The following is a 10,257-nucleotide window of genomic DNA, read 5'->3' on the forward strand; positions in this document are numbered from 1 at the left end:
CGGCCTGACCGCCCAGCCGCCCGTCCGTGCCGACCTCGCGCGACACCCGCGTCACCTCGTCGGCGAACGCCGACAGCTGATCGACCATCGTGTTGATGGTGTTCTTGAGTTCGAGGATCTCCCCGCGCGCGCTCACGGTGATCTTCTGACTGAGATCACCGCGCGCGACGGCGGTGGCGACCTGCGCGATATTGCGGACCTGGCCGGTGAGGTTGCCCGCCATCGCGTTCACCGAATCGGTGAGGTCCTTCCAAGTGCCCGACACCCCGGGCACCTGGGCCTGACCGCCCAGCTGTCCTTCCGAACCCACCTCGCGCGCAACGCGAGTCACCTCGGAGGTGAACTGCGAGAGCTGGTCGACCATCCCGTTGAAGACCGTCGCGATCTCGCCGAGCAGACCGTCGGCGTCCGTCGGCAATCGAGTTCCGAAATCGCCGTCTCGCACGGCGGTCAGTCCGGCGAGCAGCTGTCGCAGCTCGACCTGACCGGCCACCGCATCCAGCGGCTGCCCCGCACGGCGTGGTGTCGCCGCATCCGTCATCGCACCCTCGCTTCAACCGCTCGTGGACGGGCGGTGAGGTGCTGGTTTGTGAACACCCGACCGCCACTGACTCTACGGGCCGCCGTGCCGGGGCGTGCGACTATCCTCCGGGCGCCGCGCTATCGATCGCCCTGGGGACTCTGTGCGATGGCTTCTTCGAGGGTGTCGAACAACGACAGCACGTCATCGAGACCGGTCACCTCGATCGGGCGTCGTACCTGGGGTGAGGCCACGACGCGTATCTGCCGGGGGTCGACCGCGGTGGTCGCGACCAATAGCGTTGTGAGACCGACGGATCCGATGAACTCGACCCCGGACAGGTCGATGATCAGCGTCGGGGCGGACGGCGCCGCCGCCTCGAGCACTTCCCGCAACTGACCCGCCGAGTTGATGTCGATCTCGCCCGTGGCCGACACTACGACGGTCTCACCCACCTGGCTCCGCGACACTGTCAGCAATGGCGGAATCCCGCTCTCCGTCACACTCGCTCCTAGACGATCTGTGGTTTGCCACCTGGTCAGACGAGCGGCGAGTCGAGTCTACGACAATGCCGCCGACCGTCTCGGCGTTGTCACCATCCGAGGTCACCGGTTCGGCGACGACCGAAGTGCACGACCATCCGGTACGTGTCCGGCCGCCCGTCGGCCCGGTAGTCGATGCTGTGCACGTCGACCATCGTCTCCAGCAGATGCCGACTCAAACTGTTCTTCGGCAGGACGTCGGCGCTGCGCGTCGGCGCGGACATCCGGACCTCGACCCCGCGCCGGTCGTATTCGATCGCGCAGGCGACTTCGCCTCCCCCGTCGGCCGCCACCACCAGCGCGGTCACCACCTCGTCGATCGCCACCCGCACGTCGGCGACCGCGTCGAGCGTGAAATCCGCTGTCAGCAACACGGTTTCGACCACCGAGCGCAACATGGGCAACATCTCCGCCCGCGCGGCGACACTCACCCCGATCGCACCCGTGTGCGAAACCGACGACTCCTCCGGGCCACTCTCGCGTGGGCTTCCGTGCATCCTGCTCCGCCCTCCTGCCACGCGAGTGAGACCTGCGCCTACCGCTCCCCACTGATTAACCCACAGCAAGCGGTCCGGCGTACCACCGCGAACCGAATTGCCCGCGCCTCGACACGAAGACGCTACTCCAGCCATACCACCCCCGCACCCGATCATTCCCCCTCCTGCGTCACGCTCTCGCTTCGATCAATCGGTGTGCAGTGCAACGGAGCCGACTGCCGTGGCGGCAAGGCTCCGGGCCAGCCAGCGCAGCAGGGTCAGCGCTGCGATCGACGTGAACAGCAATATCAGCCAGGGCACGGCGGCTATCGGTTCGATCAGGCCGCCCAGCAGTGGGGCGGCGATCTGCGCCGCGTTAAACGAATACTGCAATAACGCCAGCTGCCGACCGCGCTGATCGACGGGCACCACGGCCTCCGCCATGGCGGTGAGGCGGGCGGTACACAGCAGCGATCCGAGCGACAGCACCGCCGTGCCCACCGGAATCCACACCGGCAGTAGCATATTCGGCAGCCAGGGCGCGATGAGCAAGCCCGTGCACCAGACCATGGCGGCTCCGATGCCGACCGCGATGGATCGGGGGCGGCTCCAGGAATCGGTGAGCCGGATGATCAACGACCCGACCACGCTGGAGATCACCGCGGAGACGGCCAGGCTCACACCGCGTACGCGCGATCCTTCGGCCCGTGCGGCGCGGTGTCGGCGATCAGGCCGAGTAGCGCGCTGTAGAACGTCTGGATCCCGGTCGCCGTCAGAAACGCCGCCGTGCCGCGATCACGACCTGACGTGCACCCACACGACCGATCACGCGCATGACCGCGGCCGGTGCGAAAACACTGAGGACGGTCGCCGCGGCAAGCACGGCGCCCGCGGTACTCAGCGCCAGCCCGGACTCCCGGGTCAGGTACACGAGGGTCAACGGTAGGAAGAGGCCGGAGCCGAAGTTGTCGATCGCCAAACCGCTCAGCAGTGCACGTTGTGAGGTGGTCAGTGTTGTCGAGTTGGCGGTCATCGCAACATATTCCGGTTCTCGGGCAGGCATCCGCGTGGAGCGATCAGGCTTGCCGGTCACCATCCTCGATGGCCTCGCGCAATTTGCGGTATTCGGCGGCGAGGGAGTCGAGGGTGTAGTGGGCGTTGAGGCCGCTGGGGTTGGGGAGGACCCAGATGGCGGTGTCGGCGATTCGGTCGGGTTGGGGGCCGATGGTGGCGTGGCGGCGGGCGAAAGCTGTTCGGTAGGCGCCGATTCCGAGGACTGCGAGGGTTCGGGGGCGGTAGTGCTCGATTCGGTCGATCAGGGCGCGGCCGCCCGCGCGTAGTTCGTCGGGGGTCAGTTCTTCTGCCTTGGCGGTGGTGCGGGCGGCCACATTCGTGATCCCCAAGCCCAGGTCGAGCAGTTCGGGCTGTTCGTCGGGGCGTAGTTGGCGTGGGGTGAAGCCGGAGCGGTGCAGGGCAGGCCAGAAGCGGTTGCCGGGGCGGGCGAAGTGCAGGCCGGTGGCGCCGGACCAGAGGCCGGGGTTGATGCCGCAGAAGAGGACGCGCAGGTCGGGGGCGATCAGGTCGGGGATGGTCTTGTCTTGTGCCGCGGCCAGATCCGCGGGTGACGGTTTGGTCGACGATCCGGAACCCATGCGCCCAGTGTGCCGGATGCCCGGTGCCGCCGAACGCCATGCCCAGCCAACAGCCCGGCAGCCGCCGTCGGCCCAGCGGGATCGCCTGAACCCGTATCCTCGAAGGGTTTCCGCAAGCGCATCTGCTGTTCCCGCGAGAGCGATCCCGGTTCGCGCACGAAGACTCGTGTGCTGGATTCCAGGCTAGGGAGGCGTTGTGACAGACCGGCTCGTAGTCGAGACAACCGAAGGCGCGGTGCGGGGTGTGCCGGACAACGGTGATGGGCGGTGCTTCGCCGGGATCCCGTTCGCGATGCCGCCGGTGGGTGAGCTTCGGTTCCGGCCGCCCCAGTCGCCGCCGGGATGGGCCGGTGTCCGTTCGGCCGAGAATTTCGCCCCGGCCCCGGCGCAGGGCGCGGGAGGGCTTGCGGGTGACGGCAAGTCGACGTTTCCCACGTTCCCGACCGCGGCCATCACCACGACGTCGGAGGACTGCCTGTATCTGAACGTGTGGACGCCGCGGCCGGGCGGCGAACCGCTGCCGGTGATCGTGTGGATCTTCGGGGGCGGGCTCGAGGCCGGGTCGGCCAATCCGCCCTACAGCGACGGCTCGGCGCTGTCGCGGCTCACGGGCGCCGTCGTGGTGACGATCAATTACCGCCTCGCCGCGCTCGGACATCTCTATCTCGACGGGTGGTCGTCGAATCTCGCACTCCAGGACCAGATTTCGGCGCTCACCTGGGTGCGGCGCAATATCGAGCGCTTCGGCGGCGACCCGGGCAATATCACCGTGGCCGGGCAGTCCGCGGGCGCGTTCTCGATCGGGGCGCTGCTCGGCATACCGGGTGCGGTCGGGCTGTTCGACAAGGCGATCCTGCACAGCGGCAACGCATCACGGGTCATCAACCGGCAGGTCGCCACACAGATCGCCACCGATCTGCTCGACGCCCTGCGGCTCGACGGGCCCGAGCAACTCCGGGATGTGCCGCTGCGAGCGATCCTGGAAGTACAAGGCACGGTGGTGTCCGGCGATATCGGGGAGCGCAACCTGCCGGGCGGCCGGGCCTGGGGCCCTGTCGTCGACGGCACCGTGGTTCCCGCGCACCCATTGCACGCGATCACCGGAGAGGTCCCGCTGCTGGTGGGCGCCACCCGCGACGAGGTCCAGGTGTTCCGTCGTCTCGCGGGCGACGGCTTCGGCGTTCCGATCCCCCAGCTCCACAACGAGATACGCCGAATCGGGATCACCGACCCGGCAGCCTTGACCGACGCCTACGCCGCCCGCATCGGCTCCTCCGACCCGGCTGACGTGCGCGCCGCCTTCCTCACCGACGCCGTCTACCGCAGGCCCGCGATCGACCTGATCCGAGCGCAGTCCGCGGCGGGCGGCACCGCCCACCACTTCCTCCTCGAGGACGAACCGTGCGGCCCGTCACTGGGCGCGTTCCACGGCTCCGACCTGCTGTTCCTCTTCGACAAGCTGGCCCAGGTCGACGCGGCCACCCCACCCCACCTCGCCGTCCAGTCGGCACTGATCCAAGCCTGGAAAGACTTCCTGTGGAAGGGAGATCCCGGCTGGACGCCATGGACCCCCGGGGTACCGAACTCCCGTGCTCTCGGCGGCACGAACGACATGGTCGAGGAACCGCCCGCCGACAACGTCAACGCATGCTGGGGCTAGCCGACCGTGGCCAGGGCACGGGCGGGGCCTAGGCGGGGGACGCTGGTGATCGCGATGCTGATGCGGGTGAGGCTGATCAATGCGCCTAGCGTGACCGGTAGTACCACCAGATCTCGGGGGGCTTCGGCGATGAGGGTCAGCAGGGTGATCAGTAGGGTCACGTCGATGAAGACGGCGACCGCGGCGGTGACGAGCAGGGCCTTGGCGGCCAAGCGGGTGGGGATGCGCACGAATCGGCTGGCGCGGCCGGTCGAGGCGATGGCGGCCACCGCGCAGGGCACGCCGATGAGGACCGCGAGGGCCATCGCTACGAGACCGAAGACGGTCAGCCAGAGGGGAACCGCGCTGAAGGACCCCAATAGCGCGGCGGTTCCCCATGCCAGTCCGATCAGCGGGCCCAGGGCGGTGAGGGTGCAGCCGTAGCGGTGGATCCGCTTGCCGGACAGTACCGGTACGAATTCGTCGGCGACCTCGGTCGGGCCGCCGAATTCCCCGATCGCGGCCACCTGCGCCTGTTCGAGCGAAAGACCCTGGGCGCGATGATATTCCGCGGCCTCGTGCAGGCCGTCGCCGATCTCGGCGAGGATGGCCTGGCGTTCCCACCAGGTACCCGTCAGCCGCGTGCCCAGGTCGTCGAGATAGTCGTCGATCACACTGCGGGACATGGCTGTTCCCCCATTCCGGCGTTCCCCTCCATCAGGCCGCCCACGGCCGCCACGAAATCCCGCCAGGACGCCCGCTCTATCCCGAGCCGCCGGTGACCGGCCGCGCTGAGGGTGTACGTGCGCCGCCGCCGACCGCCCGCGCTCGACCACGCACCGTCGATCAGTCCGGCTTGTTCGAGCCGGTGCAGCGCGGGATAGATGGTGCCTTTGGGCAGATCGAAGTGGCCGCCGGTGCGGGTGCGGAGCGCGTCGATGACGCCGTAGCCGTGGCTGGGGCCGTCCGCGAGCACGGCCAGGATCATGCCGTCCAGGTGCCCTTTCAGCACTTCTGCGCTCATGGGTAGTCAGCCTACCCTTCGAGGGAAAAGTGGCCTAGCCTATGGGTAGCGACCCTACCCATAGGAGGTGTTCCGGTGCGCTACAGGATCGCGGGCGCGGTGGTCGCGCTCATGACGGCCGCTGCGCTCACCGGCTGTGCCGACGGATCGGGGGGACTGCCCGATGCCGGGCTGATGATGCGCGACGCCGCGATCTCCGCGGGCGCAATCGATTCCGCGCATGTGCTGTTACGCGCCGAGGGCGCGGTGCCGGGCTTCCCGTTACGCGAACTCGACGCGGATGTGTCCAACCGCGACGGCGGCAGCGCCACCGGCGCGGCGACGCTGCCCGGCGGATCGGTGACGCACTTCGTCGCCGCGCAGGGCAAGGTCTTCAGCAGGTCCGACAATGGAACCCTGCTGCCGATGCCCGCGGGTTTCCCGAGCCCTGGCGGGATGATCGGCCGTGACGGCGGGCTGGCGCGGCTGCTGCGGTCGTTGCGCGATCCGGAAACCGTTGGGCGCGAAGAGTTCACCGGTATCGACGCGTTCAAGATCGAGGCCGTGGTGCCCGCCGCGTCGGTCGCGGCGATCCTGCCGGGCACAACCGCGGACGCGACCCTCACGGTCTGGGTGCGGGTGCGCGGCGCGCATCTACCGTTGCGGACCGTCCTCGGCTTTCCGCAACACCCCGACGCGCACCTGACCGTCACGGTGTCGAAATCCCAGGCGACCTCGGTGCCGGGCACGAAATCATGAAGGAACGCGAAATGCCGGACAGCACAATAGAAGTGCGGGATCTCAATGTCAGCCGCGGTAAGCAGCAGGTGCTGCACGGGATAGGTTTCGCGCTGTCGCCGGGCAGTGTGACCGGTCTGCTCGGTCCCAGCGGATCCGGGAAGACGACGCTACTGCGTGCCCTCGTGGGCGTGCAGCGCATCCGATCGGGCACTGTCACCGTGCTCGGCCGACCGGCGGGCGCGGCCGAACTGCGCAGGCAGGTCGGCTATGTGACACAGCAGCCTTCGGTCTACGGCGACCTGACCATCCGCCAGAACGCCCGCTACTTCGCCAAGATCCAAGGCGCCACAGCGGCTTCCGCGGAGGCGGCGATCCGCGATGTGGGCCTGGCCGAGATCGCCGACCGCCTGGTGGACGCGCTCTCCGGCGGCCAGCGCGCCCGTGTCTCCCTGGCCTGCGCACTGCTGGCGAACCCCGCCGTCCTGATTCTCGACGAGCCGACCGTCGGCCTGGATCCCGTACTGCGCCGGGATATCTGGGCACAGTTCCACGAACTCGCGGCGGGCGGCACCACGCTGCTGGTGTCGAGTCACGTGATGGACGAGGCCGACCGCTGCGAGCGCCTGCTCCTGCTGCGCGAGGGCCGGTTACTCGCCGACGAGACTCCCGCCGAGCTGCGGTCCGCCACCGGCGCACCGGATCTCGAAGAGGCCTTCCTGCGCCTGATCCTGCGCCGGGCCGACGCCTCCGGCAGCCCCGACGCCCCGGGCAGCTCCGACGATCGAAAGGTGCTCGCCTGATGTCTGTTTCGCTCACCTTCGCCACCACGCTGCGCGTGCTCACCCAGGTCCGCCACGACCGCCGCACCATCGCCCTGGTGCTCACCGTCCCGAGCCTGCTGCTGGCACTGCTGCGCTTCATCTTCGTCGACCGGCTCGACATCTTCGATCAGATCGGCCTGATGCTGCTCGGCATCTTCCCCTTCACCTCGATGTTCCTGATCACCAGCGTCGCCATGCTGCGCGAGCGGGTCAGCGGCACTCTCGAACGCCTGCTCAGCACTCCCCTGCACAAGCTCGATCTGCTCTTCGGCTACGCCATCGCCTTCGCCTTCCTGGCCGCGGTGCAAGCCTCGATCGCCTGCGCCATCGCCTACGGCCTGCTGAACCTCCGCACCCAGGGCAATCTCGCGACGGTCCTGCTCATCGCCGTCAGCACCGCCATCCTCGGTTGCTGCACCGGCCTGTTCACCAGTGCTTTCGCCCGCACCGAATTCCAGGCCCTGCAATTCATGCCCGCCATCGTCTTCCCCCAGATCCTCCTGTGCGGCCTGATCTGGCCCCGCGAGGAAATGTCGACCGCCCTCCAGTTCGCCAGCGACGCCATGCCGCTGCGCTACGCCGCCGACGCCATGACCGAGGTGGGCACCTTCCCTCTCCCCACCACCCGCCTCTGGCTCGACCTCCTCGTCCTGGCCGCCTTCGCCATCGCCACACTCTTCGCGGGCGCGGCCACCCTACGTCGCCAGAGCGCCTGAGCGCTTCAGCTTTCGCAGAGCGGTAGAACCGCCCTGACCAGCGCCGCCTGGTGCAGCGGGTCGCTTCCGGTTGCCCGCACCGTGGCCAGGACACTGTCGGCGAGCCGGGCCGGGCAGCCGGGTCGCGCCAGTTCGGTTCGGTCCGCGGCCAATTCGTCGATGATCTCGGTGTTGACGCGATCGATGACCGCTCGGACCGGGCCGAGGCCGCCGGCCGGGGAGCCGGGCGCGGTCAGGCCGTATTGCCATTGGGTCACCAGGCCGCGCTGGACGATCTTGTTCGCATCGATCTGCGCGGTGAAGATCTCGCGAACTCGGGCGGCCGGGAGGCCCTTGTCCGCGCCCAATTGCGCCATGGCGTCGTACACCTGGGCTTCGCGGACCGGGTCGTCGATGGTCGGTTGGCTGCCGTCGGCGAGGGCAGCCGACCACTTCACCGCCGCGACGGTGTCCGCGGTGTCGAGACGTTCGGCGACCAGGGCTACCAGGTGGTCGAGGGGGGCAGGTGGGTCGGCCTGCGCCGTGCTTGCCGTGGCGGTCTGACCGCCCAGCACCGCGATCGACGACACTGCCGCCATGGCCAAGTTTTTCGCGCTGTGAATCACCGTGTTCGCCGCCATCATTCGAGGAAGTGTACGAGAGTCGGTGTGGGGGTGCCGGAGTCGGGAAATGCGATCGTTTGACACGTTTGCCCAAGGCTGACGCGTTTCGCACTGGCCCAGCGGCGATTATGTAGCAACACTTGGTGTTCGAAGCACACCGAAAGGTACGGGGGCCGGTTTTCCGCGCCCATACGCCGTTGTCTGCCGCGCCGATCCAGGCGCGGGCATCCATGAGCACCGAGCGCGAGGAGCCACTTTGTCGTATTCCCGAGACGGCGCCGTCGCCTACGTGATCGCGGCATTGGAAGCCAAGGGCACAGCCACCCGCGACGACTTCGACGTGCCCGGCATTGTCGCGGCCTCGCACGCGATCACCGAGGACTGGGATTTCGCGGCGATGGAACGCTCCCTGTTCTGGGGCATCGCCGCCGGATTCATGAAGGTGTGACCCCGGGTCCGTGCCCGCGGGTGACGACCGCCCAGCGCAGGGCCGCCCGCCGCATGGATGCCGAATCCGCGTAGCCGAGCAGTTCCGCCTGGCGGCTGCGGCTGACCGGGCCACCGGTCGAGGCGGCGACGAGGCGGGCCGAGCGCGCCCGATCCAGCTCCCGCCGCCACGTCGTGCCCGCCTCGGCCAGGCGGCGTTGCAGCGTCCGGGGACCGGTGGCCAGCCGCCGCGCCACCCGTTCGAGGGACACCTCCCCGTCATCGAGGGCCTCGGCCACCGCCACCGCGACCCGCTCCGGCCACGCGGACGCCAACGGCGGTGGCGGCGGCAGCGCGTCGGCCAGCGGGCGCAACACGGTGGCCAGCACCGGATCGGCGGTGGTGAGCGGCAGTTCCAGGTCGGCGGCACGGAACACCATCGCGTCGGTCGCCGCCTCGAATTCGAGGGTGGCATCGCCGAATACGTCCCGATAGGCGTCCAGCCGCCGCGGCGCGGACCGGCGCAGCGTGACCCGGGTCGGGTTCAGCGGACCCTCGACGACGCGGCGGGCGCGGGTCAGCACCGCGGTCAGCCCCCACAGCTGGGTGTGGTCGCGGGTGGCGTCTCCGCCGTCGACCATGTCGAGCGTCAACGCGGGTCCGTGCGCGGTGTCGACCAGGTCGAAACGATGGTTGGTGGTGACGGCGCTGACGTAGGGCCCGCAGGTCGCCAGTCCCGCGCCGAGCGTGGGCGCGCTGGTGAAGAGATAGTCGTAGAGTCCGGTCGCCTTGAGCTGATACCGGCTGGCAACGCGCAACGCCACATTCGGGTCATCGAGCTGATGGGCGGCGATCTCCCACAAACGCCAGAAGGATTCGCTGGGCACGTGCACCCCGCCCCCGCTCAAGGTCCAGTCCGGCACCCCGCATTCGCTGATCAGGCGATGTCGATCCAACCCCATCGCCGTCAGCTGGGAGATCACGAACCGGTGCAACAGCGTCTGATCGGTACCCAACGCCCCTCCTGCGCCTCATCCACCCGAGAGGGGACAGGCTATACCGCGCGGCCGGGCGGAAACCGGCAATGTGAGCAGGTTCCGTCCCGGCGCCCGCGCGCCT

Annotated in this window: 15 protein-coding genes; 5 read left to right on the forward strand and 10 right to left on the reverse strand. The window is 68.9% G+C overall.

Annotation, left to right across the window (positions count from 1 at the left end; translation table 11 throughout):
* The 6 genes from ACWELQ_RS26150 to mug all read right to left on the reverse strand — a co-directional run.
* On the reverse strand, window positions 1–541 hold a 541-nt coding region (locus ACWELQ_RS26150), incomplete at its 3' end, for a HAMP domain-containing protein (RefSeq protein WP_452399691.1).
* A 119-nt stretch (window positions 542–660) separates the two neighbouring features.
* A complete protein-coding gene (locus ACWELQ_RS26155; protein ID WP_452399692.1) occupies window positions 661–1,023 on the reverse strand; it encodes an STAS domain-containing protein in 363 nt (120 codons plus the stop codon).
* A gap of 89 nt (window positions 1,024–1,112) precedes the next feature.
* Window positions 1,113–1,493, reverse strand: a complete 381-nt coding sequence (locus ACWELQ_RS26160; protein ID WP_452399693.1) for an anti-sigma factor — start codon at window positions 1,491–1,493, stop codon at window positions 1,113–1,115.
* Between the two features lie 252 nt (window positions 1,494–1,745).
* Complete coding sequence (locus ACWELQ_RS26165) at window positions 1,746–2,219, reverse strand: hypothetical protein (RefSeq protein ID WP_452399694.1); 474 nt, start codon at window positions 2,217–2,219, stop codon at window positions 1,746–1,748.
* Window positions 2,220–2,310: 91 nt separating this feature from the next.
* Window positions 2,311–2,571 carry a hypothetical protein gene (locus tag ACWELQ_RS26170; RefSeq protein ID WP_452399695.1) on the reverse strand — a complete coding sequence of 87 codons (261 nt, stop codon included), beginning with the start codon at window positions 2,569–2,571 and terminating at the stop codon, window positions 2,311–2,313.
* 43 nt (window positions 2,572–2,614) lie between these two features.
* Window positions 2,615–3,190 (reverse strand): G/U mismatch-specific DNA glycosylase, encoded by a 576-nt coding sequence (gene mug, locus ACWELQ_RS26175; protein ID WP_452399696.1) that lies wholly within the window; start codon window positions 3,188–3,190, stop codon window positions 2,615–2,617.
* Window positions 3,191–3,386: 196 nt separating this feature from the next.
* On the opposite strand from mug, the gene ACWELQ_RS26180 reads away from it, so the two are divergent.
* On the forward strand, window positions 3,387–4,850 hold the full coding sequence (locus ACWELQ_RS26180; protein WP_452399697.1) for a carboxylesterase/lipase family protein: 1,464 nt from the start codon (window positions 3,387–3,389) through the stop codon (window positions 4,848–4,850).
* On the opposite strand, the gene ACWELQ_RS26185 is transcribed toward ACWELQ_RS26180, so the two are convergent.
* Both ACWELQ_RS26185 and ACWELQ_RS26190 read right to left on the reverse strand, forming a co-directional pair.
* Window positions 4,847–5,515: a hypothetical protein gene (locus ACWELQ_RS26185; RefSeq protein ID WP_452399698.1), complete on the reverse strand. Its 669-nt coding sequence runs from the start codon at window positions 5,513–5,515 to the stop codon at window positions 4,847–4,849. The two genes, ACWELQ_RS26180 and ACWELQ_RS26185, sit on opposite strands and share 4 nt — an antisense overlap.
* Complete coding sequence (locus ACWELQ_RS26190; RefSeq protein WP_452399699.1) at window positions 5,500–5,853, reverse strand: PadR family transcriptional regulator; 354 nt, start codon at window positions 5,851–5,853, stop codon at window positions 5,500–5,502. Before ACWELQ_RS26190 ends, ACWELQ_RS26185 begins: the two co-directional genes overlap by 16 nt.
* Window positions 5,854–5,928: 75 nt before the next feature.
* On the opposite strand from ACWELQ_RS26190, the gene ACWELQ_RS26195 reads away from it, so the two are divergent.
* From ACWELQ_RS26195 to ACWELQ_RS26205, 3 genes are read left to right on the forward strand one after another with little or no spacing between them, the layout of a single operon-like run.
* Entirely contained in the window at window positions 5,929–6,591 is a 663-nt protein-coding gene (locus ACWELQ_RS26195; protein ID WP_452399700.1) for an LppX_LprAFG lipoprotein, read from the forward strand.
* 11 nt (window positions 6,592–6,602) lie between these two features.
* On the forward strand, window positions 6,603–7,373 hold the full coding sequence (locus ACWELQ_RS26200) for an ABC transporter ATP-binding protein (protein WP_452399701.1): 771 nt from the start codon (window positions 6,603–6,605) through the stop codon (window positions 7,371–7,373).
* Window positions 7,373–8,110: an ABC transporter permease gene (locus tag ACWELQ_RS26205; RefSeq protein WP_452399702.1), complete on the forward strand. Its 738-nt coding sequence runs from the start codon at window positions 7,373–7,375 to the stop codon at window positions 8,108–8,110. Before ACWELQ_RS26200 ends, ACWELQ_RS26205 begins: the two co-directional genes overlap by 1 nt.
* Before the next feature lie 5 nt (window positions 8,111–8,115).
* Here ACWELQ_RS26205 and aroQ read toward each other — a convergent pair whose 3' ends face one another.
* A complete protein-coding gene (gene aroQ, locus ACWELQ_RS26210; protein ID WP_452399703.1) occupies window positions 8,116–8,733 on the reverse strand; it encodes a gamma subclass chorismate mutase AroQ in 618 nt (205 codons plus the stop codon).
* A gap of 235 nt (window positions 8,734–8,968) precedes the next feature.
* Here aroQ and ACWELQ_RS26215 point away from each other — a divergent pair, with 235 nt between their 5' ends.
* Window positions 8,969–9,160 carry a hypothetical protein gene (locus tag ACWELQ_RS26215; protein ID WP_452399704.1) on the forward strand — a complete coding sequence of 64 codons (192 nt, stop codon included), beginning with the start codon at window positions 8,969–8,971 and terminating at the stop codon, window positions 9,158–9,160.
* Here ACWELQ_RS26215 and ACWELQ_RS26220 read toward each other — a convergent pair.
* A complete protein-coding gene (locus ACWELQ_RS26220) occupies window positions 9,147–10,154 on the reverse strand; it encodes an AraC family transcriptional regulator ligand-binding domain-containing protein (RefSeq protein WP_452399705.1) in 1,008 nt (335 codons plus the stop codon). The genes ACWELQ_RS26215 and ACWELQ_RS26220 overlap by 14 nt on opposite strands.
* Window positions 10,155–10,257 lie beyond the last annotated feature (103 nt).

It is taken from the genome of Nocardia sp. NPDC004722 (assembly GCF_053601505.1).

Excerpts from the sequence above, each read along its gene's own strand:
- ACWELQ_RS26205 (WP_452399702.1), top strand. The coding sequence starts at position 7,373 with ATGTCTGTTTCGCTCACCTTCGCCACCACGCTGCGCGTGCTCACCCAG.
- mug (WP_452399696.1), bottom strand. The coding sequence starts at position 3,190 with ATGGGTTCCGGATCGTCGACCAAACCGTCACCCGCGGATCTGGCCGCG.
- aroQ (WP_452399703.1), bottom strand. The coding sequence starts at position 8,733 with ATGATGGCGGCGAACACGGTGATTCACAGCGCGAAAAACTTGGCCATG.
- ACWELQ_RS26170 (WP_452399695.1), bottom strand. The coding sequence starts at position 2,571 with ATGACCGCCAACTCGACAACACTGACCACCTCACAACGTGCACTGCTG.
- ACWELQ_RS26200 (WP_452399701.1), top strand. The coding sequence starts at position 6,603 with ATGCCGGACAGCACAATAGAAGTGCGGGATCTCAATGTCAGCCGCGGT.
- ACWELQ_RS26190 (WP_452399699.1), bottom strand. The coding sequence starts at position 5,853 with ATGAGCGCAGAAGTGCTGAAAGGGCACCTGGACGGCATGATCCTGGCC.
- ACWELQ_RS26185 (WP_452399698.1), bottom strand. The coding sequence starts at position 5,515 with ATGTCCCGCAGTGTGATCGACGACTATCTCGACGACCTGGGCACGCGG.